Genomic DNA, 25,492 nt, shown 5'->3' on the forward strand with positions numbered 1-25,492 from the left:
CCACCGCCGCCACATCCAAACTATGATAAGCCAGCAAATGATAATCCGGCCCGGCTTGGTCAGGGTCTTTCTTGGCTTTTCCCCAGTAAGCAAAGTAGCTCCCAGCTTGTGCTTCAATCATTGCTGCTATTCCTTGCTGTCAACATCACCACTCTACATCTATTCCCTAAATTCACAACACTGTACAAAAAACACCTGTACACTATTCAAGCACAATGAGATTAATAATTTCTTTTTCAAATACATAATGAGCACAGGTGTGAGTAACTGCCATAAATATGCCGCAGTGTAGAGGTAGTAAGCAGTTTGTCAGTGAATGGTTAAGTACTGATTGGGCGGTTTGCTGAATTGTCACTTCTTGTCCCTGAAGCTTTTTATCCACAATACCGTATTAGGAACAAAAAAAACAAGAATTTTTTGTCGCAGAGACTTAGCGGTAACTAACTTGGTAAAATACAACACGCATCGTGAGATTATAATTGTTAACAGTAACCGCTAGCCATTGACAGGCTCGTTAGTGGCATTTAATTTAGCGCAGTGCTATTGGCGGGTGTAGTTCAATGGCAGAATGAAAGCTTCCCAAGCTTTAGACACGGGTTCGATTCCCGCCACCCGCTCCAGATTTTCCTGCCAGAAAAATATTTAAATATTTTTGTCACAGCAGCACCTGCTGCCGGTACTTAGTAATGTCACTCACAATTTACTAAGGTCGCAACATGAACAAGCACACTAACAAGCAAGCAACCACCACTGCTAAAACAAATCCCGGCTTCTGGAGCCACTTTGCCATTACCCTAACCATTGTTGGTGGCGTGCTGGCTGCTAATTTTAGTGCTAAAGCAGCTGAAAGCTTTAGTGTTGAGGTAATCGGTAGCGGTAAACCAGTGATTATGATCCCAGGGTTAATGTCGGATGCCAGAGTATGGCGGCCGACTGCCGAAGCGCTGGCTGACGATTATCAGCTGCATTTAATCAGTATTGCCGGCTTTGCCGGCACACCGGCGATTGATGGCGATTTACTGCCCACAGTAAAGCAACAGTTGCTGCAGTACATTACCCAAAACAAGCTACAACAACCGGCTATAGTCGGTCACAGCCTGGGCGCATTTATGGCGTTTAGCCTGGCCAGTTCAGCACCGGCAAGTGTTGGTACTGTTATCGCGGTAGATGGCTTACCGTATCTGGCGCCGGTATTTACCCGTAGCAACGACACTACCGTGGCTATGATGCAGGGCCAGGCGAGTTATTTACGCCAGCAATACCAGCAGATGACGAATGCGCAATTAACCGCTATGACAGCGCAAGGGCTGTTCATCCAGGCCACAAGCACGGTACATCAGCAACAGGTGCTGGATATGGCAACCGCTTCCGATGCCAGAGCCGCAGGTCAGGCGATTTATGAGCTACTGACCACGGACTTGCGCCCTGAGGTGCACAAAATTCAAAGCAAGGTGCTGTTAATCGGTGCCACTGGCGCCATGCTAAATGACGCTGACCGGGCTGCAGCAAAGGCCCTGTATCAGCAGCAAGTTGCTACTATTGCTAACGCCGATGTTGAGTTTAATGCCGACTCAAGGCATTTTATTATGCTTGACCAGCCAGACTGGCTAACCGCCCGCATCGTCCAGGCCTTAGAAGAGTAAGAGACAGGACACATTCGCATGAGTATCTCAATGATTGAACAACAGCTTATTCCGGATGTCACTGCCGCCAAGCAAGGTGATACCGGGGCCTTTGAGCGGCTGGTTGCACGCTGCCAGCGCAGTGTCAGCAGTATCGCCCTGGCCATCGTCAAAGATTTAGATGCCAGTGAAGACATTGCCCAGCAAGTATTTATTCATATTTGGCAGCAACTTAATACCTTGCAAAACCCAGCCAGTTTTTTGCCCTGGGTACGTCAGATCACCCGCTATCGGGCTTTTAACTACTTGCGGGATAACAAGGTGAATATTACCCAGCGTGGCGATGACGCAGAACAGGCTATGGCAGAATTTGCAAGCGAGTTTGAACTGGAGCACGACTTAGCTAAAAACCAGCAAAACCTAATTATGGCAGACTTTATCAGCCAGTTGCCGGCCGACAGCAGGGAAATCGTGCTGCTGTTTTACCGTGAAGAACAAAATAGCCAGCAAGTGGCTGAACTGCTTGGTTTAACTGAAAGCAATGTCCGGAAAAAACTGCAGCGGGTTCGTGAACTGTTAAAAGATCAGATCCTGGCGAAATATGGCAAGCTGATCCTCAGTACAGCACCGGGTTTGGGCTTAACCAGCGCCATTTGCAGTGCGCTGACGCTAGCCAGCCCGCCTGTGGCTGCCGCTTCGGCCAGTACCCTGGCGGCCAATAGTACAGGCCTGGCCAAATTTAGCTGGCTGTTTGGTGGCGCTATGCTGGGTGCGCTGGGCGGCGTGCTTGGCGTTATGTTAGGCATGAAACAACCCCTGAAGCGCGCCGAGACACAATGCGAGCGCCAGCAACTGCTTAAATACCGCAACATCAGCATTGGCTGGGTATTGCTTAGCGGCATCTTACTGACTCTGGCCTATCAGTATACCGCCGGTGCTGTGGCACCAGTACTGTGTTTTAGCCTGTTTTTAGCCGGCCTGGGCTACCTGCAATATGCTGTTTGGCAAAGCATGAAACCGCGGTTACAGGCTAAGGCACAACAAGATGCACAAAGTCAAAAAAGCTACCAGCGTAACCTTGTTTGGTGCTGGGTTGGCATGATCGGTGGCGGCATGGCTGGCTACAGTGGATTAATTATTGGTCTGATGCGCAGTGGCCGCTGGTTTTGGGGCTAATAAAAACGCCAGGACAAGCCTGGCGTTTTTATTTCGTTTGACGTAAAACTATCAGATATATTTGACGTCTGTTATCTCAAACTCTACCACCCCTTTAGGGGTAGTAATGTTTGCTACATCATCGGTAGTTTTACCGATTAAACCGCGGGCAATCGGTGAATTAACAGAAATTAAATTGTTTTTAATGTCTGCTTCGTCATCGCCCACAATCCGGTAGGTCATTTCTTCTTCGGTATCCAGGTTTAGGATAGATACCGTCGCGCCGAAAATCACTTTGCCGTTATTCGGCATTTTGCTGATATCGATAATTTGGGCATTGGATAATTTACCCTCAATATCCTGAATACGGCCTTCGCAAAACCCTTGTTGCTCACGGGCCGCATGATATTCAGCATTTTCCTTTAAATCACCATGGGCACGGGCTTCAGCAATAGCCTGAATAATCGCCGGCCGTTTTACCGATTTAAGCTCATGCAGTTCAACCCGCAATGCTTCTGCGCCCTGAATTGTCATCGGGATTTGACTCATCCGTTCACTCTCTTATGTAATTCCTGAATAGAATTGACGTTATTAAAAGCACTGGCTGTATTTGCCTTACACGTCGCAAATGCAGCATTTAGCGTTGTAGTATAGTTGGCTTTATGCTGCAGTGCACCACGGCGTAAAACTTTAGAGTCTTCAATCGCCTGGCGCCCTTCTGTGGTATTGACAATATAGCTGTATTCGCCGTTTTTAATCCGGTCCAGAATATGCGGCCGGCCTTCGTATACTTTATTAACAGTACGACACGGCACCCCTGCTGCAGCCAATGCTTTGGCAGTGCCGCCAGTAGCGTCAAGCTCAAAACCAATTTCTACCATGCGTTTGGCCAACTCAACAACGCGCACTTTATCGCTGTCGCGTACCGAAAGCAAGGCACGACCACCGGTTGGGATCACGGTACCCGATCCCAGCTCACCTTTGGCAAAAGCCTCTTCAAACGTATCGCCAATGCCCATTACTTCGCCGGTAGAACGCATCTCAGGGCCAAGAATAGGATCAACACCCGGGAACTTATTAAACGGGATAACCACTTCTTTCACCGAGAAATACGGCGGAATAATTTCTTTGGTAATACCTTGCGATGCCAAACTTTGCCCCGCCATGCAGCGGGCCCCTACTTTGGCAACCGCTACGCCTGTGGCTTTAGAAACAAAAGGCACGGTACGGGCAGCACGCGGGTTCACTTCAATTAGGTAAACTTCGTTATCTTTTACCGCAAACTGTGTATTCATTAAGCCCACTACACCCAGCTCCATCGCCAGTTTTTTAACCTGGTCGCGCATTACATCCTGAATGGCGGGGCTTAAACTGTGGGGCGGCAATGAACAGGCCGAGTCACCTGAGTGCACGCCGGCTTGCTCAATGTGCTCCATAATACCGCCGATAATTACCTCGGTACCATCACAAATGGCGTCGATATCTACTTCAATGGCATCGTCCAGGAAGTTGTCCAGCAATACCGGCGAATCGTTTGACACACTAACAGCTTCGGTCATGTACCGGCGTAAATCCTGGTCGTCATAGACGATTTCCATAGCGCGGCCACCTAGCACGTAAGACGGACGAACCACCATGGGAAAGCCAATTTCATGGGCCCGCGACAACGCTTCTTCTAAGCTGGTTACCGTGGCATTTTGTGGCTGCTTTAAGCCTAAGCGCTCAACCGCTTGCTGAAAGCGCTCGCGATCTTCAGCGCGATCAATTGCATCGGGCGAAGTGCCAATAATTGGCACGCCGTTCGCTTCTAACGCCCGGGCTAATTTTAGCGGCGTCTGGCCACCATATTGCACAATCACGCCTTTGGGCTGCTCTATCCGGACAATTTCCAGTACGTCTTCTAAGGTAATTGGCTCAAAGTACAGCCGGTCAGAGGTATCATAGTCGGTGGATACGGTTTCCGGGTTGCAGTTCACCATAATGGTTTCATAACCATCTTCACGCAGCGCCAGGGCGGCATGTACACAGCAGTAATCGAACTCGATACCCTGGCCAATCCGGTTCGGGCCGCCGCCGATAATCATGATTTTATCGCGGTTAGTTGGCGCCGCTTCACATTCTTCATCGTATGTGCTGTACATGTAAGCTGTATCTGACGCAAACTCTGCCGCGCAGGTGTCAACCCGTTTATACACCGGGTGCAACTTGTAACCATGACGCTTTTTGCGTACTTCGTTTTCACTGACCCCCAACACGGCTGCGATACGGCTGTCGGCAAAGCCTTTGCGTTTTAAGCGCTTTAAACGCGCTTCGTCTAAGGCAGCAAAGCCATCAGTGGCAAGTGCCAGCTCTTCTTTAACTAAATCTTCAATCTGCACCAGAAACCAGCGGTCAATATTGGTCAGGGCGAATATTTCGTCCATGCTCATACCAAACCGGAAGGCGTCAGCAATATACCAAATGCGGTGCGAGCCAGGCTCACGCAGTTCACGGGTAAGCTTTTCTTTTGCTTCCGGCTGACTCAGGTCAATAATCGGGTCCAGGCCCGAAACACCAATTTCCAGACCACGTAAGGCTTTTTGCAACGACTCTTGCTGGTTACGGCCAATGGCCATAACTTCGCCGACCGATTTCATCTGGGTGGTTAAGCGATCGTTAGCACCGGCAAACTTTTCAAAGTTAAACCGTGGTACCTTGGTGACAACGTAATCGATACTGGGTTCGAATGATGCCGGAGTACGACCACCGGTAATGTCATTGGCCAGTTCGTCCAGGGTATAGCCTACCGCCAGTTTCGCAGCTACTTTCGCAATTGGGAAACCAGTGGCTTTGGACGCTAAGGCAGAAGAGCGCGACACCCGCGGGTTCATTTCAATGATCACCATCCGACCATCTACCGGGTTAATACCAAACTGCACGTTTGAGCCGCCAGTTTCCACCCCAATTTCACGTAATACTGCCAAAGAGGCATTACGCATAATTTGGTATTCTTTATCGGTCAGGGTTTGCGCTGGCGCTACGGTAATTGAGTCACCGGTATGCACCCCCATCGGGTCAAAGTTTTCAATGGCACAAACGATAATGCAGTTATCGTTTTTATCGCGTACCACTTCCATTTCGTATTCTTTCCAGCCAATTAACGACTCGTCAATCAGCAGCTCTTTGGTCGGCGATAGATCAAGACCACGGGTACAGACTTCTTCAAATTCTTCGCGGTTATAAGCAATACCGCCGCCCGAGCCACCCATGGTAAAAGACGGCCGGATAATACAAGGGAAACCAATATCGTCCAGTACCTGGTAAGCTTCTTCCATTGAATGGGCAAAGCCGGCCCGCGGGCAGGCCAAACCAATAGAACGCATGGCTTTATCGAAGCGGCTACGGTCTTCTGCTTTGTCGATAGCATCAGCAGTGGCACCGATCATTTCCACGTTATATTTGGCCAGCACACCGTGCCGCTCTAAATCCAGCGCACAATTTAGTGCGGTCTGGCCACCCATGGTGGGCAGTACCGCACAAGGGCGTTCTTTTTCAATAATTTTTTCCACTACCTGCCAATGAATAGGCTCGATGTAAGTGGCATCGGCCATTTCAGGATCGGTCATAATGGTGGCAGGGTTCGAATTTACCAGAATTACCCGGTAACCTTCTTCGCGCAGGGCTTTACAAGCCTGGGCGCCTGAGTAGTCAAATTCGCAGGCCTGGCCAATTACGATAGGGCCGGCGCCAATAATCAGAATGCTTTTTAAGTCGGTACGTTTTGGCATGGGGTCGCTCTCTCCGTAATTCGTGTTTGCTTAGGCTTTATGCTGTTGCATCAGCGTAATAAAGTGGTCGAACAGCTCAGAGGCTTCATGCGGGCCGGGGCTGGCTTCAGGGTGACCCTGAAAACTAAATGCCGGCTTATCCGTGCGGTGAATACCTTGCAGTGAACCATCAAACAGCGATTTATGGGTGGCCCGTAAATTTGCCGGCAGAGTCGCTTCATCTACCGCAAAACCGTGGTTCTGGGCGGTGATCAACACTTTCTTACTGGCAAGGTTCTGCACCGGGTGGTTGGCACCGTGGTGACCGAACTTCATTTTTGAGGTTTTGGCACCGCTGGCCAGCGCCAGTAACTGATGGCCTAAACAAATACCAAACAGCGGAATATCGGTATCTAAAAATTGCTTAATCGCAGCGATGGCGTAGTCACAAGGTGCCGGGTCGCCAGGACCATTTGACAGAAAAATACCATCGGGTTTCAGCGCCAGCACGTCGCTGGCCGGGGTTTGTGCCGGCACTACGGTCAGCTTACAGCCGCGGTCAGCCAACATCCGCAGAATATTGCGCTTAACACCAAAATCATAAGCAACGACATGAAATTGCTCTGTTGCTCCAGCGCGATGGCCTTCACCTAAAGCCCAGCTGCCTTCAGTCCACTGATATTGCTGCTTTACGCTCACTTCCTTGGCTAAATCCATTCCGGAAAGGCCAGCAAAACCTTTAGCAAGTTGCAGTGCTTTAGCCTGGTCAAGGTTGTCGCCGGCCAGAATACAGCCGTTTTGCGCACCTTTTTCGCGCAAAATGCGGGTTAACTTACGGGTGTCGATATCGGCGATACCGAGGATATTATGTTGTGACAGGTATTGACTAAGAGAGAGTTGATTACGAAAGTTACTGGCTAACAGCGGAAGATCACGGATAATCAGGCCTTTGGCCCAAACCTGGCCGGATTCTTCGTCTTCACTATTGGTACCGGTGTTGCCAATATGTGGGTACGTGAGTGTTACTATCTGCTCTGCGTATGAGGGATCAGTTAATATTTCCTGATACCCGGTCATCGAGGTGTTAAACACCACCTCACCTACAGAAACTCCTTCAGCGCCAATGGCTGTACCGTGAAATACGGTGCCGTCTTCCAGTACGAGCAGGGCGGACTTAGTCAAAATAACCTCCAAACAGCAAAAAACGGGCGAAAACTTACTGTGTTTTACAACCCGTTTTGACCCAAAATTCTAAACTTCGTATTCGACCGGGCAAGTGACCGGGCAAACCTGATTATTTTAGGCGATAAGCATGCTTTTGGCTATGGCTATTTTGCATTTTTACAAAAATACCTGCTTTAACTCATTTTTATGCTTAGTTGCTCAAAAGCTTATGTTAAGTCTACCAATCCCAGCACTTGCTGCATAGAATAAAGTCCCGGCTGTTTATTTTGCAACCACAAAGCAGCGCGCAGCGCGCCTTGGGCAAAGGTATTACGACTAGATGCTTTGTGGCTTATTTCCAGTCTTTCGCCTAAATCTGCAAAAAGTGCGGTGTGATCGCCAATAATATCGCCGCCCCGCACCGTGGCAAAGCCAATAGTCTGTTGCGCCCGCTCGCCGGTAATGCCCTCACGGCCATATACCGCCACGTCGCTTAAATCACGGCCAAGCGTTTTAGCGATGCTGGCACCAATGGCCATGGCTGTGCCGGAAGGCGCGTCTTTTTTATAACGGTGATGTGCTTCAATAATCTCGATATCAGCAGTTTGCCCCATGACTCGTGCCGCCGTTTGCACCAAATGCAGCAGCAGGTTAACCCCCACACTCATATTTGGTGCCCAGACAATCGGAATATGGGTACTGGCGCGCTGCACTGCGGCATACTGGCTATCCGTTAAGCCAGTAACACCGATAATCATGGCTTTTTTCGCTGCTACCGCAAGCTCAAGGTGAGCCAGCATGGCCGCTGGCATGGTGAAATCAACCCAGATATCCGCACTATTGATACTGTTTTCGCCGGTTTCACTCAGTGCCAGCCCCAGCTTGCCGCAACCGGCAAGCTCACCGGCATCAACACCTATCAGGCTTGAACCCGCCCGCACCGTGGCTGCAGCAAGGTTAAGCTGCTGCTCTTTGGCAACAGTGATTAAGGCACGACCCATGCGGCCATTCGCTCCTAAAATTCCAATCGCAGGCATACAATACTCAGATAAAAATAACGATAACGACTATTAAAACAAAAGTATGGAACACTAGAAAGGAAAATAGCCATTGAGATGGCTATTTCTTAAATTGAGTGACATTGAAAAGAATGGACCTATCGAAAAGAAAGGTCGTGGCGTCTGTTGGGTCGACACAGAGTGTCTGAGCGGACGCGCCAGCGGAAGCGACAAATTCGTTGGGAACGAATTTGAACAGCTTTAGCTGGCCCTTGGTTGGAAGGCAGGACGCCTTTCATAGTTGCTGTGGCGAGCCCGGCAGATGTTACGACCTTGCTTTTAATCAACAGACTATCACACAGCCTTTTGCAATATTTGCCGAGACACATCCAAGGTAATATCGCTATGCTCGCCCAACTTCAGCATACCATTCGCTTCCAATTTTGCCACCAGCTTATCTACCGCATCGGCGGCAATGCCATAGTCGGCCAGGCGGGTTGGCACGCCCATTTGTTCAAAGAAAGCACGGGTGTGCGTTATGGTGTCGTCTATTAAGCGCTCTTCATCCTGATGATTTAACTGCCATACCCGCTGGCCAAATTGCAGCAGCTTTTCACGTTTCTGGGTACGCTGCTGCTGCATCAGGGCGGGTAACACAATAGCCAGGGTCTGGGCGTGATCTAAACCATAGGTCGCAGTAATTTCATGACCTATCATATGCGTTGCCCAGTCTTGTGGCACGCCCTGACCTATCAAACCGTTCAGCGCCAAACTGGCCGCCCACATGATATTAGCCCGCACATCGTAATCCTCTGGCTGACTAAGCGCCTTGGGGCCTTCTTCAATCAGGGTTTGCAGCAAGCCTTCGGCAAAGCGATCCTGCACCGGGGCATTTACCGGATAGGTTAAATACTGCTCTATTACATGCACGAAAGCATCAACCACACCGTTGGCGACTTGTCGCGGTGGCAATGAAAAAGTAAAGCTTGGATCAAGCACCGCAAATTGTGGATAAACCAGCGGGCTGGAAAACGCCAGCTTTTGCTGGGTTTCGTAGCGGGTAACCACCGAGTTGCCGTTGCTTTCGGTGCCGGTAGCTGGCAACGTCAGTACACAGCCAAGTGCTACGGCTCCCTCTACCTTACCGCCGTTGGCCAATATATCCCAGGCATCGCCCGGGTATACCGCCGCAGCGGCGACAAACTTCGCGCCGTCGATAACACTGCCACCGCCAACTGGCAGCAAAAAATCAATTTTTTGCTCACGGACTAAATCTGCGGCCTTCATCAGGGTTTCAAAACTGGGGTTCGGCTCAATGCCGCTGAATTCTTGCCAGTCAAAACCATCAAGCGCTGCTACAACCTGGTCATAAACGCCGTTATGTTTAACAGAGCCGCCCCCGTACAACAACAATACTTTGCTGCCTGCAGGAATAAGTTTAGCAAGCTGCTTCAGCTGGTCTTTACCAAAGATAATTCGGGTGGGGTTTTGATAGGAAAAATTTAGCATGTATTACTCCATAATAAGCCGCTGCTGAAACACAGATGTCGATACGTTATGAGGGCAAAAATAATTTGTTCAAGCGATACTAGGTATTGTTAAGGTGAGTTAACGAAAAAGCCAGTTGATCGGGTTGTCAACTGGCTATTGGTCTGCGCGTTTAAGTAGCCCATACGGACTTTTAAACCTTGTCGCCTCTTAGATTCCGTACCTGTTGCTCTAATTCAGCAGCGGTTACTTTCGACGCAGGCAGTGCTTCACTGGCAACTAACTGCACCTTTGACCACCAGCGGCCTTTTAGTTTAAACGCGCCCTTACCATGATGACTAAAAAACGAGCCCCATAGTCCCTGCAGTGCCATAGGTACTACTGGCACCGGGCTTTCGGCAATTATCCGCTCAATCCCTGGCCGGAACGGATCAATCTCGCCGGTTTTGGTCAGGCGGCCTTCCGGGAAAATACACACCAGATTGCCTTCTGCCAATTCACGGCGAATGGCAGCAAAGGCAGCCTCGTATACCTGTTCATCTTTTTGTTTACTGCAGATTGGAATAGTGCGGGCTGCACGGAATAACCAATTCGCCACTGGCAAGTCATAAATGGCTTTTTCCATCACAAACCTTACTGGGCGGCGCACCGCGCCGGCAATCAGCATGGCATCAACATAGCTGACATGATTGGCCACCAACACCGCCGCGCCTTCTTCGGGAATATGGTCCAGGCCCTGGCTTTTAACCCGGTACAGAGTATGACTCAGTAAATAAATCACAAACCGCAGCGCGAATTCCGGCACCTGGTTATACACGTAGCATGCCACTACGGCATTCATTATGGCCAGAATTAAAAAGTATTCTGGGATGGTCAAGCCAAGTACTGCCAGAAAGACAATACCGGCGATGGCGCTCACTACCATAAACAGGGCATTAAAAATGTTATTAGCGGCGATCATTCTGGCACGTTGAGCAGGCTCAGCCCGCTTTTGCAGTAAGGCATACAACGGTACAATAAACAGGCCGCCCGACACCCCAATCAAGGTTAAGTTTATCAATACCCACCAGCCATAGCCGCTGTTTAAAAACGCCCCAAGGCCAAGTAACTCTGCTGAGATAAGCGGCGGAGCACTGAAATATAAACTGCAACCAAATATCGTTAAACCAATAGACCCCAGCGGCACCATACCCAGTTCAACCCGATTGTCCGATAACCGTTCACAGAGCATTGATCCCAGGCCCACCCCTACTGAGAACGCCACCAGCAACGCTGTGACTACTGTATTGTCGCCACCCAGCACAGTTTTGGTAAAGTTAGGAAATTGGGTCAAGTAACTGGCACCTAAGAACCAGAACCAGCTGATGGCCATAATAGACAAATACAGTGTGCGGTTGGCATAGCTTATTTTAATGGTCTGCAAGGTTTGCTTAAGTGGCGCGAACTGAAAACGCTCCGCCTTATCAACCTGACCAACCTCCGGTACTGCTCTGCTTGCAATATATCCAAGCGCCGCAAATAAGATCAGCAAACCACCAATCCATAGCGACGCGTAAGGCACACCAACCAATAACCCACCGACAATAGTACCCAGCAAAATGGCAATAAAAGTTCCCATTTCTACCCAGGCATTACCGGCCAACAGCTCTTTATCATTTAATAACTGCGGCAATATGGCGTATTTCGCTGGCCCGAAAAAGGCAGATTGCGTTCCCATTAAAAACAGTAAACCCAGTAATAATAAATATTGCTGCAAATAAAATGCGGCAGCGGCCAGCAGCATTAAGATTATTTCAGTCAGTTTCAGCACCCTAACCAGTCTGGTTTTACACATGCTGTCAGCCAAGGTGCCTGCGGTTGCAGAAAAGAGTAAGAAAGGCAGAATAAATAACCCCGCTGCCAGGTTCATACTGACATCGGTGCTCCAGGGCAGGACACCGGCAGCAGTGAACGCCAGCAGCAACATCAGTGAATTCTTAAAAACGTTATCGTTAAAGGCTCCGAGTGCCTGTGTCAGAAAAAAGGGCAGAAACCGACGGCTTTTTATAATTTTTTGCTCTGACATTACAATACTCTATTTGACGGTAGCCAGGCTTTCGCAGCACTGAAAACGGTAGGTTTTTTCATCAAAATACCCTAAGTTAGTCACCTGATACCAGCAGTTCCTGCAAATATTGACAAGACGTCTGGCCATCTATATAGTTCGCAGCCGTTTTTGATGAGGTAAATCATGGTTAATCCGCTAAACCCGCCTGGTGCCAAACGCTCGCTTATCCCGTTGGGACTGTTTGTATTGCTGTTTTTAGGCAGTGGTTTGTATTTTCAGGCACAACAAATTGACTATGCATTTTATCAGCTGCCTGGCCATGTCGCGATCATCCCGGCAATTATGCTGGCTATCTGGCTGCATCGTGCGCCACTGCAACAATCGATCGACGTGCTGATAAAAGGCGCTGGCAATCAGAATATTATCACTATGTGTCTGATTTACCTTTTGGCGGGTGCCTTTGCCAGTGTGGCAACAGCAACCGGTGGCGTTGACGCTGCCGTTAATGCAGGGCTGAGTGTTGTGCCAGCAGAATGGCTATTGCCTGGCTTGTTCATTATCGCAGCACTGATATCCACCGCAATGGGTACTTCCATGGGTACCATCGGCGCGCTTGCTCCCATAGCGGCAGGTCTGGCAACTCAGGCCAATCTGGACAATGCACTGGTGGCAGGAGTGCTACTTAGTGGTGCGATGTTCGGCGATAACTTATCGATTATCTCCGATACGACAATCGCCTCTACACGCACTCAGGGCGCCAGAATGGCGGATAAGTTTAAAGAGAATATCAAGATCGCCTTACCGGCTGCCGTGTTGACCTTACTGCTTTACACGCTGCTAACCCGTACTACCGCACCGATCAGTGCAACAGATTTCAACTGGACCGGTGTCCTGCCTTACGCCACCATCCTGGTATTGGCGGTGCTGGGTTTAAATGTATTCGTGGTGTTGGTGCTTGGCATTATTCTCGCCGCAGTTCAGGGCAGTATATTTGCTGACTACCAGCTTGCTGGCCTGGGAAAGGATATTGCCACGGGCTTTGCCAGCGTACAGGAAATTTTCCTGCTGGCGATGTTGGTCAGTGGGTTAAGTGAATTTATTAAACAACAAGGCGGGCTTAGCTGGATTTCAGCGAAAATTCAATATATTACAGGCAAGCTGAAACTGGCAGGAAGCAAAGCGCAGCAGCTGGCCATAGCCGCATTGGCCTTTAGCAGCAACCTGTGTATTGCCAACAATACGGTCGCTATTGTGTTAACCGGTGATGTTGCCAAAAACCTGGCCCAGCAGCATCACATTCCCCCCCGGCGCAGTGCCAGTTTGCTGGATATTTTTGCCTGTATCAGTCAGGGCTTAGTGCCTTATGGTGCCCAGGCATTATTGCTGGGCGCCAGCTTTGGTATTTCCCCCTGGCAGGTGGTCACGCACAGTTATTATTGTTTAATTTTACTGCTGGTCGCCAGTAGCATCATATTAATTCGTAAAACGGATCACGTTGCAGGCGAAGTGGGTTGAACAAAAAGTGTAAATCAAACCAATGACATCACCAGTCAAAACCAGCCTGGTTAACCAGGCTTATGGCGCTGCTGCCAGGCCAATTTACCTTTAACCCAGATGTGGTGTAGCAATGCGCGCCAGTGCATTTTATGGTGATACCCCCGCAAATACCACAGTGCACCCGCCAGGCTGGCACGGGGGCCACTGCCTAATTGCCATAAGACTAACATCCGCGCCACATCACGTCGGTAAGGGCTGTTAGTCAGTAGTGCAGTAACCTCTGCTGGTAACGCGCGCTTAAATAAACTCTGTACTAACAGCAGCGTATTAACCGTCGGCTCCAGAGCACCAAACTGCTCAGCGTCATCAAGCAGCTGTAGTAATAAATTCTGCTCTGCCAGTTGGCCATAAAGCAAATCCAAATCGATCAGATCTTTTACTAATTTATGCTGCTCTTCCTGCCAGAAAAAATGAATTGCTGCGTGAATATATAAATAACTCAGGCTGGGAACCTGCAAAGACGAACCCGCTATTTTGCTGGCACTGGCAAACACGAATTCTGTTTCCAGCTTCTTGTGGCCAGCCAACGGAAATAACGCAAAATGCAGATCAAGCGCAGTACCCCGCTTTACATGATAAAGCGGCGGGTTTTCGTGCGATAACTCAAGATAAAAATGTTTATCGTACGCAGAAATAGCCGGTTCGAAAAAGCCCGCAAAGAATAACCTGTCTTTGCAGTCGCTCAATTGTGGCCGTCTTACCAGCAAATCAATGTCAGAATACAACCGGCCTTCACTGACCGTCAGTCCAAGCGCCTGATAGGCAGCACCTTTTAACAGAACGCAAGGATAATCGGCCCGCCCCAGGCAAGGTTCAAGCTGCATCAACTCGTAAAATAAACTGCCTCGCTGTTTCTGATAATAGCGCCAGCCCCAGGCGAAGTGCTTTTGTACGGTTTCGGGTAACGATTGTAACAACTGATGCCGTGCAAATAATGCATGCAACTGCGCCGTCAAACCCAGACTACGGGCTTGTTGCAGTAGATCTGTCCAGCATGGAGCAGTGGCGTTTGCCGCAAAGGTCTCTGGGTCTCTGAAACACGCTATTGGCAACGGAACTAACACAGTAGTTGCTCCAAACATTCCAGCATTTGCTCAGTGTCGCTGTATTCCAAACGGTAACTTACGGTGTTTTCTACCAGCTGACTTAACAAGCTAAAACCTTCAGCAGCAAATACCGCATAGTTAAAGCTGTTTTGTGCCAGATAAAGCAAGGTATCGGCTTTGGGCATGGTAAATAACGCAACTGGCTCTGCCGCGGCCTGATAGGCAGGAAAAACAATCCAGGCAGGTTTTGCACAGACATTGGCATGCTGCCAGCTGCTATCCGACGGCCGTAAATAAGCTACTGTGCCTTTCTCAGTATCGGGAGTGCGATGAAATATCTTTATCCCGGGTTGATATTGCTTAACAACATCTATGGACGCATTTTTTAAGCTCACGGGTCTAACATAGGGTTGCAGCAGACCATTGACTGGATCGATCAGGCACATTTCATCAGACAGCAGGCGCCAGCCCCTTAGCATCAGTAATGCACACAGGGTGCTTTTGCCGCTACCTGGCGGCGCCGGCATAATCAACGCCAGGCCATTTTTTTCCAGCACGGCAGCATGAATGGCAAGGTATTGCTGCTGATAAGCGGATACACACCAGTTCAGGCCCCACTCAAAGGTTGGGATCAGCTGATTGGCATCAGCCATCCGAAAATGCTCGCTACCGGTACGAAAATGATATGGCCGGCTTTTACCGCTAAAATGGCGTTTAAAATCAATATGAAAATCGTAAATATGTGCTGCACGAACCGATGGGCACAGCAGTTCCTGCGGGTATAATAACGATAAGTCATTAAATAACGTAGGGCTGTCAGTGGCAATACGTACTGAGAAAGGCGGCGAATGTAGCGAAAAAAGCGGCAAGCTTACTCCTGCTCAGTAGACTGATCCGATATCACTTTGGCAGTAGCATAACTGATATTGTCAAAACTGACAGTAGTATTATCTGCAGAAAAACTAACGCGGACAAGATGTTGCTGCTTAACCTGCAACTGCCTGGCTTGACTTAACCAGGCAGCATATTCTGACGAGATAACAGGCTGAGACATTATTCGCCGTCAATGTACAGTTCTAAAATCGCTTCCAATTCGGCCGTTCTGCCCAGCAGAACTGCATTATTATATGAACTGACCACAACCTCTGGCTCAGGAAACATGCCCATATTTTTGTAAAACATAGCATGCAAAAACAGGCTGGTGATGTTTCGTCGTAGTGATGGACCACCACCTTCTAACGCATTTTTTAGTTTAGTTGTGTCACCACCGCCAAAAATATCCCTAAAAGTGGTATTTTCGTTAATACTGACAGCGCCAAAAACATAAGTTTCAGTGGTTTTTGAATGAAAATTGCTATGCGTAGATAAAAAGTAACCGAACTGTTCGTTGCCGGAATTGGTTTTAAAGTATTGCTTACCTGAACCATGGGATCTGAAACCGCCGATACAAGTCTCAAACTGCTCCGCCTGCACCGATTGCATTTTTGACATGCTGGCGCTCAGGTTACAGTTTTGAGTGCTGTAGCCCCAAGCGCCTTTGCTTTTTAGGGCCATTAGCACTGGCAACGATCCCATGCCCGCCCGCACTAAAAACTTACGGCGACCACTCGTTGCTTTGATATCCTTATTGTCCATAGACTTATCACCCTTGTTCCGTTTTCAGCATTACGCTGAACATTACCTTGGTCAATGCAAAATTTAAACCAGAGCTGCAATTCGTTGATCATAAGCACTTTACTTTAAAAACCGCAGTCTAAACTTGCAAAATTTGTAAAGTATACTGACGCCAACTACTGGTTTAACAAACGCTTAGCGCTTACAGGCTGGTAAACGCCCCGTCTTCTTCCGCTCATTAAATGTTGTCATCGCTTCAGGCATTCTTGAACGCAGCTCGGCTATCCTGTTTTCTGGAATAGGATGGCTGGATAGAAACTGTGGCGTATTATTACTGCTGGCCGCAGCCATATTCTGCCACAAATTTACCGCCTGACGCGGCTCAAAGCCTGCTTTAGCCATCAAATCCAGACCGATTACATCGGCTTCCGTTTCATGGGTACGGCTAAAGGGTAAGGTTACACCTAATTGCGCCCCTAAGCCAAGCGCTGCCATAATCTCCTGCTGATACTGCACCCCGTATGCTTTAGTACCGGCATCACCAAGGGCCAGAGCTGACTGTAAAAACTGATTGGTAGATAAACGTTCGTTGCTATGGCTGGCGATAACATGGGCTATTTCATGGCCGATAACTGCAGCCAATTGCTCCTGATTTTCGGCAACTTTCAGCAAACCGGTATAGACCCCTATTTTACCGCCAGGCAGAGCAAAGGCATTAACCTGCTCACTATCAAATACTACTACTTCCCAGGGATTAGTCAGGTACTCATCCGGTGTTACCCGCAACAATGCACTGGCAATACACTGCACGTATTCATTGGTTCTGGCATCCTTGCTGATCGGCGTTTCTGCCTTCATTGTTTCAAAAGTTTGCGCCCCCATCGTATTCAACTGCTTGCTATCAAACAGCATAATCTGATTACGACCCGTTGGAGACTGTGCGCATGACATCACAACCAGAGCAGCTAGCGCAGCGAGTGAAAACTTCTTTAACATATCAAAATCCTTATTAATGGATGGCCACCCAGTGTACCCATGTTGTTAATTGTATCGGCAGTTGAAAAAAAAACCACCCGTAGGTGGTTTTATGTTTCGTTAACCGGTTAAATCATCGAAGAATTTTTTTACACCATCAAAAAACCCTTTTGATTTTGGTCGATGTTTGGCTTCACCTTCACCACCCATAGAGTCTTCCAGTTGTCGCAGCAACTCTTTCTGTTTGTCGCTAAGGTTAACCGGTGTTTCAATCACCACCTTGCAAACCAAATCGCCAACACCACCACCCCGCACTGACTGCACCCCTTTGCCACGCAAACGGAACATTTTTTCAGTTTGGGTCTCAGCCGGTATTTTCAGTTTAATTCTGCCATCCAGTGTTGGCACAGCAATTTCACCGCCAAGTGCTGCGGTAGCAAAACTCAGTGGCACATCGCAATATAAGTTATTACCATCGCGTTGGAAAATAGGGTGCGCTTTAACGTTTACCTGAACGTACAAATCACCAGCCGGTGCACCGTGCATACCTGCTTCGCCTTCGCCGGTTAAGCGAATACGATCGCCGGTATCAACGCCTGCAGGAATCTTAACCGATAATGTTTTGGTTTTCTCTACCCGGCCTTCGCCATGACATTTAGTACAGGGCTCCGGAATAATCTTACCGCGACCATTACAGGTTGGACAGGTTTGCTGCACCGCAAAGAAACCCTGACGCATGGTGACCTGACCCGCACCGTGGCAAGTCGGACATCCTTTGGCAGAAGTGCCTTTTTTAGCACCAGAACCATCACAGCTGTCGCAATTAACGTAAGTCGGTACTTTAATATCTACCGACTTACCTTTAACCGCTTCTTCCAGATTCAGCTCAAGGTTATACCGTAAATCTGAACCGCGTTGCGCCCGGGATTGACCGCGACGACCGCCGCCACCAAAAATGTCGCCGAACACGTCGCCAAAAATATCGCCAAAGTCTCCGGCACCGGCACCGGCACCACCAAAGCCGCCGCCGCCGCGGTTAGGATCTACCCCGGCATGGCCAAAACGATCGTAGGCAGCGCGTTTTTGCTCGTCTGATAAAACCTCATAGGCTTCCTGAACTTCTTTAAACTTCTCTTCCATGCCCTTATCGCCCTGGGTACGATCAGGGTGAAATTTCATAGCGAGGCGTTTATAAGCCTTTTTGATGTCTTTATCATCGGCGCCTTTAGCGACACCCAATACTTCATAGTAGTCACGCTTTGACATAAATTCAGTGCTTACTTCTTAGTCAAAGGGCTGCAATAAATTGCAGCCCGGGCCCATATTATTTGTTGTCGTCTTTTACTTCTTCAAACTCGGCGTCAACAACATCGTCAGCACCAGCAGATTGCTGCTGGCCGGCATCGGCGCCGCCCTGTTGGGCTTTAGCCTGGGCCGCTTCCATCAGCTTTTGTGAAGCCTGGATTAGTGCTTGCGATTTGGCATCAATCGCTGCCTTATCGCTGCCTTTAAGGGCAGTTTCCAATTCGCTGATTGCCGTTTCAATAGCAGCTTTGTCATCACTGGCTAAACTGTCACCCGCTTCTTCCAGCTGCTTACGGGTAGCATGTACCATCGCATCAGCCTGGTTCCGGGTTTGCACCAGCTCTTCAAACTTTTTATCTTCTTCAGCGTGTGCTTCAGCATCACGTACCATGGCTGCAATTTCATCTTCCGATAAACCTGAAGACGACTTAATGGTGATCTTCTGCTCTTTACCAGTGTCTTTGTCTTTAGCTGAGACGTGTAAGATACCATCCGCATCCAAATCGAAGGTTACTTCAATTTGTGGCTCGCCGCGACGTCCCGGACGAATACCTTCCAAGTTGAACTGGCCCAGCGATTTATTATCCGTAGCGCGCTTACGCTCGCCCTGCAAAACGTGAATGGTTACCGCCGCCTGATTGTCATCTGCGGTTGAGAACACCTGCGACTTTTTGGTCGGGATAGTCGTGTTTTTCTCAATCAGCGCAGTCATCACGCTACCCATGGTTTCAATACCCAGCGATAACGGTGTCACGTCAAGCAACAGTACGTCTTTAACATCACCAGATAATACCGCACCCTGAATCGCTGCACCCACAGCTACCGCTTCATCCGGGTTAACGTCCTTGCGCGGCTCTTTGCCAAAGAAAGCAGTTACCGCTTCCTGTACCTTAGGCATCCGGGTCTGACCACCCACCAGGATGATTTCGTTTATTTCGCTTACGCTTAAATCAGCATCAGCTAAAGCTTTTTTCAGCGGCTCTAAGGTGCGCTGCACCAGGTCTTCTACCAACGATTCCAGCTTGGCGCGGGTTACTTTAATATTTAAGTGTTTCGGGCCAGAAGCATCTGCAGTGATATAAGGCAGGTTTACTTCAGTTTGCGATGCTGATGACAGTTCAATCTTCGCTTTTTCAGCGGCTTCTTTAACACGTTGCATCGCTAAAGAGTCGTTACGCAGGTCCATGCCCTGCTCTTTCTTGAACTCTTCTACCAGATAGTTAATCACCCGGTTATCGAAGTCTTCACCACCTAAGTGGGTGTCACCATTGGTAGATAACACTTCAAAGGTTTGCTCGCCGTCAACATCGTCAATTTCAATAATAGAGATATCGAAAGTACCACCGCCCAAGTCGTACACTGCAATCTTGGTGTCGCCTTTTTTCTTATCCATACCATAAGCCAGCGCCGCCGCAGTTGGCTCGTTGATAATCCGCTTTACGTCTAAACCGGCAATGCGACCAGCATCTTTGGTTGCCTGACGCTGTGCATCGTTAAAGTAGGCTGGTACGGTAATTACTGCCGCAGTTACCGGTTCACCTAAGAAATCTTCAGCGGTTTTCTTCATTTTTTTCAGCACTTCAGCTGAAATTTGCGGTGCTGCAAGCTTTTTGTCTTTTACTTCAACCCAAGCATCACCATTATCCGCTTTAACAATTTTAAACGGCATAATTTTGATGTCGCGTTGCACTTCTTCGTCTTCAAAGCGACGACCAATTAAACGCTTAATCGCATAAAGCGTGTTTTTAGGGTTGGTAACCGCCTGACGTTTTGCCGGCTGCCCCACTAATACTTCACCATCTTCAGCATATGCAATAATTGAAGGCGTGGTACGTGTGCCTTCCGCGTTCTCTAATACCCGAGGTTTGTCGCCATCTAACACAGCAACACATGAATTGGTTGTACCCAAGTCAATACCGATTATTCTACCCATAACTGCTCTCCACTTATAATCTGAACAATTAAAAATTGCGTTGACTGATTAGTGGGGATTAGCCCTGATCGATTCAAGGTTATTAGTTAAAAAAATTTAGAATCAGCGGCGGTTAGCCTGAAACGGCTAAAATAATTAAGCTATCTGATTACGACCTGCACGCTTTGCCCGGTACAAGGCGTTATCAGCAGCGTTTATTAATTCTGCTGCACTAGTAATATTACCGGCAGGCGCCGCAGCGATACCAGCCGAAAAGGTGCAGGAAAACGGCCGATCATTAATGTTAAATTGTAAAGTAGAGAAAGCTTTTAATAACTGACTGGCCAGCATTCTCGCTTGCTCTGGCGGACACTCTGGTAATACCAGCATAAACTCCTCACCACCGTAGCGCCCGGCCCGGTCTGTTTTACGGATCCGCTTGCGCAAAAGGGTTGCCAGTGACGTAATCACCAGATCACCTACCGCATGACCATAGTTGTCATTAACCTTTTTAAAATGGTCAATATCCAGCATCACGATGCTCATTGGCTTTTGACTTCGCTCGCTGCGCTCGTATTCCAGTTCAGCGGCTTCTTTAATGGCACTGTGTTTAATCAGTGCGGTTAAGCTGTCTTTCTCAATCAGATTTTTAATTTGTAAACTACGCGCCAACCGCACTTTTATTGCCTGGGCCAGTTGAATATCATCTATAGGCTTGGTAATAAAGTCATCGGCGCCATGCGCCATTGCTTTTATTTGTAATGTTTTATTGGTTTCAGACGATAGAAAAACAATCGGCAGCCGTTTTAAAGACTTGTACTGGCGGATAAGCCCAGCCACTTCGGCGCCGGAAAACTCTGGCATATACATATCCATAAGGATCAGATCAGGCTGAAACCGGGTTAGTTCGTCGATAATATTGCGGATCCGACCGACAATTTGGGTTTCGACCCCCATACTGTTTAGCACCAATGCATAATGCTCAGCCAGCAACTTATCGTCTTCAACAATAAAAACCCGACCGGTTTTACCAACGCTATCTTCCAGCATTTCGCCAATAGACGTTACCATATCAGGTATATTCAGCGGCGAAATAAAAAAAGCGGCAGCCCGATACTCGGCGGCTTTAATCCGCAGCTCAAAACTATCAGTGGTAGAATAAACCAGCAGGCGCGCATGGCGTTTGACCATTGACTCCAGCAACAGCTTCTGCTGAAACAACGAGCCTCCCTGCTTAAGCTCAGTATCGGCAAAAAGGACCGCGGGTGCCGTTTGCTGCAACTGCCTTAAACAACTGTCAAAATCTGAAAACAAGGTAACGTTATGGCCAAAGGCTTGCAATTGCCCGGTAAGCTCAGCAATTAAGTTTTGATTATCAAGCAGTAACCAGATACTGGAGTTTTCAGCCATCGACACTATGCTGCTACCAGATTCTTGCTGACCTGACTGCAATGCCGTACTTACAGCAACGTCGAATTCCAGTAACAAATGCTTTAATTGTGATAATGAAAACAGCTGTTCTGCAGCGCTTTTGCCTTGAACAGCTACCGCTAACTGCTCTATCTGCCGGGCCAGACTACCCAGGGTAGCAAAGCCAAAAGTGCCACAAGCACCAGCCAGTTTATGCGCTTCATTAATAATCGAGGGTAGTAGCGCGGCAGCTTCCGTGTCGGCAACAGCCAGAATAACCTGCAAATTTGCGGCCCGCTCCGGTAGCGTTTGTTCAAACCTCAGCCGCAAGGCGGAAAACGCAGATGACAAATCAATTTTACTCTTGCTGCTACTCATTTAAATGCCGCCTTACGCTTTATTTCATCTTACTGCAAGCCAAGCGTAACGCCCGCCAGAGGGCTTACTGCTCACCGCTGTCACTGATAGTAGCGGACACCCACGGCAACTCAAAGTAAAAAGTGGTACCAACTTCTTTCTGTGTATCAAAACCAATCTGACCATTCATTTGCGCCAGTAAACCTTTACTGATGGCCAGCCCCAAACCGGTACCACCTTTGTCGCGACGGCTGGAGCCATCCGCTTGGGCAAACCGCTCGAATAAACGAGGTTGAAACTCCGGCGGGATACCCGGGCCCTGATCCTGCACCGATACCCTAACGTTGTGCTGGTTTATTGCTGCAGACAGAGTTACCGTTTTACCTGGTCCCGAAAATTTAATGGCATTTGACAGTAAATTTGCCAGTACCTGCTGTAAACGCTGGCTATCGGCCACGATTTGCAGTTCATTCAAACTGAATTGAAATACCAACGTTACCTGGTACTCCAACGCGAACGGTTGCAAATTACTCAGGGCCAATTCAAGTTGCGGCTTAAGTAATAAGGCTTCCATATCTAGTTTAACTTTGCCAGCCGTCAGTTTTTCAATGTCGAGCAAATCATTAATCAAGTGCTGTAAGCGATTAGTATTGCCCTGAGCAATTTGCAGTAACTTACTTACTTTAGGATCAAATTCAGCCAGATGACCTGACAACAATAAACTGAGAGCGCCACTTATTGCCGTTAGCGGTGTTCGTAGTTCATGACTGACCGTAGAAACAAACTGATCTTTCATTTGTTGCAGCTGCATTCTCTCGGTCACATCCTGCACCGAACCGACCATAATAAGCTCTGGATTTTCCTGTGGCGGCAACATTTTGGCAAGTTCATGTACCCAACGAATAGTACCATCCGGCCTGATAATTCTGTGCACCACATCGTGCACTCCAGTTTCCAGCGCACTCTGCTCGCTTCTAAAAACTCGCTCTGCATCTTGCGGGTGTAAGGTACTTTTGAACAAGTCAACGCTGGGGGTCACCGTTTCACTAAAACCAAATATCTGGTAAATAACCGGCGACCACCACAGCTCGCCCGTTTTAAGCGATGCCTGCCAGAAACCAATCAGCGCATTTTCACTTGCGGTATCAAGTCGTTGCTGAGTTATTTTTAAAGCCTTGTTTACGCGCTCAAGTTCGAGGTAATGCAGCTTGATGTCAGTGATGTCTTCAATGTATCCGTGCCACAGTGTACTGCCATCAACCATCCGCTCTGGTGTGCCACGACCAGACAGCCAAATAGGCGGCTTATTATCCTGGCAAACCCGGTACTGATGCTGCCAAAGCGATAAATTCTGCACCGAGTTATCTATACTTTGGGCCAGACCTTCCAGGTCATCCTGATGAATTTTATCAAAGAGGAATGTTGAATCCTGCTTAACCTGCTCTGGTGTTACGCCGTAGATATTTTTAATATTATCGCTCGTGTAAGGAAAAGCAGCTTTACCATCAGGCCATTGCTGATACTGATAAACCATACCCGGAATATTTGCCAATAAATTTTCAAACTGGTCACGACTGGCTTTGAGCTCCAACTCCGCCATTTTTTGCTCAGTAATATCCGCATGAGTACCGTACATCATCAGCGGCTTACCGTCCTCAGTCCAGCTAACCACTCTGCCGCGGTCATGCACCCAAACCCAGTGGCCATTTTTATGCTTCATCCTGCATTTAGAATCGTAGAAGGGTAACTTACCGGCAAAATGTTGCTCTAGTAGCTTGCCCGAATCCGCTAAATCATCCGGATGAGCAAAGTCCAGCCAGGTCGCTATCGATACCGGTGCTAATTCATCAAGGGTATATCCGACGATTTGGGCCCAGCGCTCGTTAAATACCGTATCCCCGGTTTGAATATTCCATTGCCAGGTACCAATTCGGGTACCTTCTAACACAGAACGATACATCAGTTCACTGGCCACTAGTCTCTGATGTGCTTGTTCTTGTAATCTATCAGCAATTTCCTGCTCAATCGCATCAGCAAAATTTCGCAGGATCAGGCGTTCTTTTGAGGTCAGTTGCCGCGACGTACTATCGATAATACATAAGGTACCAATACGTTGCTTATTAATCGTCAAGGGAGCGCCGGCGTAAAACCGGATATGGGGTGCCTGAGTCACCAGAGGATTATCAGCAAAACGTGGATCGATACTGGCGTCGGATATTTCAAAAATACTGCTATCGAGAATAGCATGGCCGCAAAAAGAGATATCACGGCCAGTTTCACACACATCAAGCCCCTGGCGGGATTTAAACCATTGCCGTTTGCTATCAATTAGTGAAATAAGCACAATCTCGGTATCAAGGCATTGCTGCACCAGCTGGGTTAACCTATCGAACCGGGTCTCAGCAACGGTATCAAGTAACGCGGTATCCAGCAGCGCCGCCAATCGTTCTTTTTCATATTCAGGTATTTGCGGCTGTTGCATATTAGTTCCAGATCTCACCATTTAGTAAAAAGCAGCCACGTGTTTCCAAACCAATTAACTGCAACCTGAAGCTTAGCCCAAGGATGACTTAGTTATTTTACCTTCAGTCTGTAAGGCCAGATTGTTGATTATATAACTGATGCAGGGTTTCCCCTAGTTGCATTGGGTCAAAGGGTTTATCAATAACCGCAATGGCACCGGCATCCAGATATTGCTGTTTTTCACTCTGCTGAATTTTTGCCGTCATAAATACCACGGGAGTATGTTTTGTTGCCGGCAGCTGCCGTAATGCAGCAAGGGTCTGCAAGCCATCCATTTGCGGCATCATCACATCCAGCAAAATAAGCTGCGGTGCAAAATCTGCTGCCTGAGCCAGTGCACTCTGACCACTATCACAGCTTAACAACTCAAAGCCGGCCACATCAGTCAATGCAATTTCTGCCACAGTGCGGATGGACTCATCGTCTTCAACATGCATAATTTTTTCTAACGGCATAAACGTGACACCTCAAGTAAGCTCGTTCTTAATCTTTTCATATTTCTATAGTAGCTGCCGTGCTGCATCGATCCAACAAGTAAACAATATGCTGATATTCAATACCACTGTGCAGCGA

At 48.3% G+C, this 25,492-nt stretch carries 20 protein-coding genes, 1 tRNA gene and 1 pseudogene; 4 read left to right on the forward strand and 18 right to left on the reverse strand.

Annotation, left to right across the window (positions count from 1 at the left end; all coding sequences use genetic code 11):
• The coding region (locus ABY802_RS09820) for an HD domain-containing protein (protein ID WP_372626874.1) at window positions 1-121 on the reverse strand (121 nt) is incomplete at its 3' end.
• Between the two features lie 425 nt (window positions 122-546).
• Between ABY802_RS09820 and ABY802_RS09825 the strand changes: the two genes are divergently transcribed.
• From ABY802_RS09825 to ABY802_RS09835, 3 genes are all read left to right on the forward strand, one after another.
• Window positions 547-620, forward strand: a tRNA-Gly gene (locus tag ABY802_RS09825).
• Between the two features lie 96 nt (window positions 621-716).
• Window positions 717-1,643 (forward strand): alpha/beta fold hydrolase, encoded by a 927-nt coding sequence (locus ABY802_RS09830; protein ID WP_372626856.1) that lies wholly within the window; start codon window positions 717-719, stop codon window positions 1,641-1,643.
• 18 nt (window positions 1,644-1,661) lie between these two features.
• Window positions 1,662-2,798 carry an RNA polymerase sigma factor gene (locus ABY802_RS09835; RefSeq protein WP_372626857.1) on the forward strand — a complete coding sequence of 379 codons (1,137 nt, stop codon included), beginning with the start codon at window positions 1,662-1,664 and terminating at the stop codon, window positions 2,796-2,798.
• A gap of 51 nt (window positions 2,799-2,849) precedes the next feature.
• Here the strand turns inward: ABY802_RS09835 and greA are convergent, their stop codons facing one another.
• The 6 genes from greA to ABY802_RS09865 form a co-directional block, all read right to left on the reverse strand.
• Window positions 2,850-3,326, reverse strand: a complete 477-nt coding sequence (gene greA, locus ABY802_RS09840) for a transcription elongation factor GreA (protein WP_372626858.1) — start codon at window positions 3,324-3,326, stop codon at window positions 2,850-2,852.
• The gene (carB, locus tag ABY802_RS09845) at window positions 3,323-6,544 is read right to left on the reverse strand and encodes a carbamoyl-phosphate synthase large subunit (protein ID WP_372626859.1); all 3,222 of its coding nucleotides are present in this window, start codon (window positions 6,542-6,544) and stop codon (window positions 3,323-3,325) included. The genes greA and carB overlap by 4 nt, the downstream gene beginning before the upstream one ends.
• A gap of 30 nt (window positions 6,545-6,574) precedes the next feature.
• Window positions 6,575-7,705 (reverse strand): glutamine-hydrolyzing carbamoyl-phosphate synthase small subunit, encoded by a 1,131-nt coding sequence (gene carA / locus ABY802_RS09850; RefSeq protein ID WP_372626860.1) that lies wholly within the window; start codon window positions 7,703-7,705, stop codon window positions 6,575-6,577.
• 209 nt (window positions 7,706-7,914) lie between these two features.
• The gene (gene dapB / locus ABY802_RS09855) at window positions 7,915-8,724 is read right to left on the reverse strand and encodes a 4-hydroxy-tetrahydrodipicolinate reductase (protein ID WP_372626861.1); all 810 of its coding nucleotides are present in this window, start codon (window positions 8,722-8,724) and stop codon (window positions 7,915-7,917) included.
• Window positions 8,725-9,039: 315 nt separating this feature from the next.
• Complete coding sequence (locus tag ABY802_RS09860) at window positions 9,040-10,194, reverse strand: iron-containing alcohol dehydrogenase (protein ID WP_372626862.1); 1,155 nt, start codon at window positions 10,192-10,194, stop codon at window positions 9,040-9,042.
• 172 nt (window positions 10,195-10,366) lie between these two features.
• Complete coding sequence (locus ABY802_RS09865; RefSeq protein WP_372626863.1) at window positions 10,367-12,238, reverse strand: MFS transporter; 1,872 nt, start codon at window positions 12,236-12,238, stop codon at window positions 10,367-10,369.
• Window positions 12,239-12,403: 165 nt separating this feature from the next.
• Here ABY802_RS09865 and ABY802_RS09870 point away from each other — a divergent pair, with 165 nt between their 5' ends.
• Window positions 12,404-13,735 (forward strand): Na+/H+ antiporter NhaC family protein, encoded by a 1,332-nt coding sequence (locus ABY802_RS09870; protein WP_372626864.1) that lies wholly within the window; start codon window positions 12,404-12,406, stop codon window positions 13,733-13,735.
• Between the two features lie 50 nt (window positions 13,736-13,785).
• On the opposite strand, the gene ABY802_RS09875 is transcribed toward ABY802_RS09870, so the two are convergent.
• From ABY802_RS09875 to ABY802_RS09925, 11 genes and pseudogenes are all read right to left on the reverse strand, one after another.
• On the reverse strand, window positions 13,786-14,841 hold the full coding sequence (locus tag ABY802_RS09875; protein ID WP_372626865.1) for a nucleotidyltransferase family protein: 1,056 nt from the start codon (window positions 14,839-14,841) through the stop codon (window positions 13,786-13,788).
• Window positions 14,835-15,692, reverse strand: a complete 858-nt coding sequence (locus tag ABY802_RS09880) for an HprK-related kinase A (protein WP_372626866.1) — start codon at window positions 15,690-15,692, stop codon at window positions 14,835-14,837. The genes ABY802_RS09875 and ABY802_RS09880 overlap by 7 nt, the downstream gene beginning before the upstream one ends.
• Window positions 15,693-15,694: 2 nt before the next feature.
• Entirely contained in the window at window positions 15,695-15,877 is a 183-nt protein-coding gene (locus ABY802_RS09885; RefSeq protein WP_372626867.1) for a hypothetical protein, read from the reverse strand.
• Window positions 15,877-16,458 carry a hypothetical protein gene (locus ABY802_RS09890; RefSeq protein WP_372626868.1) on the reverse strand — a complete coding sequence of 194 codons (582 nt, stop codon included), beginning with the start codon at window positions 16,456-16,458 and terminating at the stop codon, window positions 15,877-15,879. The genes ABY802_RS09885 and ABY802_RS09890 overlap by 1 nt, the downstream gene beginning before the upstream one ends.
• A gap of 174 nt (window positions 16,459-16,632) precedes the next feature.
• Entirely contained in the window at window positions 16,633-17,433 is an 801-nt protein-coding gene (locus ABY802_RS09895) for a M48 family metallopeptidase (protein WP_372626869.1), read from the reverse strand.
• A 99-nt stretch (window positions 17,434-17,532) separates the two neighbouring features.
• The gene (gene dnaJ / locus ABY802_RS09900) at window positions 17,533-18,678 is read right to left on the reverse strand and encodes a molecular chaperone DnaJ (RefSeq protein WP_372626870.1); all 1,146 of its coding nucleotides are present in this window, start codon (window positions 18,676-18,678) and stop codon (window positions 17,533-17,535) included.
• 58 nt (window positions 18,679-18,736) lie between these two features.
• A complete protein-coding gene (gene dnaK, locus ABY802_RS09905; RefSeq protein ID WP_372626871.1) occupies window positions 18,737-20,650 on the reverse strand; it encodes a molecular chaperone DnaK in 1,914 nt (637 codons plus the stop codon).
• Between the two features lie 135 nt (window positions 20,651-20,785).
• The gene (locus ABY802_RS09910; RefSeq protein ID WP_372626872.1) at window positions 20,786-22,417 is read right to left on the reverse strand and encodes a diguanylate cyclase; all 1,632 of its coding nucleotides are present in this window, start codon (window positions 22,415-22,417) and stop codon (window positions 20,786-20,788) included.
• A gap of 64 nt (window positions 22,418-22,481) precedes the next feature.
• The gene (locus ABY802_RS09915) at window positions 22,482-24,356 is read right to left on the reverse strand and encodes a PAS domain-containing protein (protein WP_372626875.1); all 1,875 of its coding nucleotides are present in this window, start codon (window positions 24,354-24,356) and stop codon (window positions 22,482-22,484) included.
• Window positions 24,357-24,383: 27 nt separating this feature from the next.
• Window positions 24,384-24,839: pseudogene (locus ABY802_RS09920) on the reverse strand (GAF domain-containing protein); the annotation flags it as partial.
• Between the two features lie 142 nt (window positions 24,840-24,981).
• A complete protein-coding gene (locus tag ABY802_RS09925; protein WP_372626873.1) occupies window positions 24,982-25,374 on the reverse strand; it encodes a response regulator in 393 nt (130 codons plus the stop codon).
• Window positions 25,375-25,492 lie beyond the last annotated feature (118 nt).

This window comes from Arsukibacterium sp. (genome assembly GCF_041616895.1).
Lineage (GTDB): Bacteria > Pseudomonadota > Gammaproteobacteria > Enterobacterales > Alteromonadaceae > Alishewanella.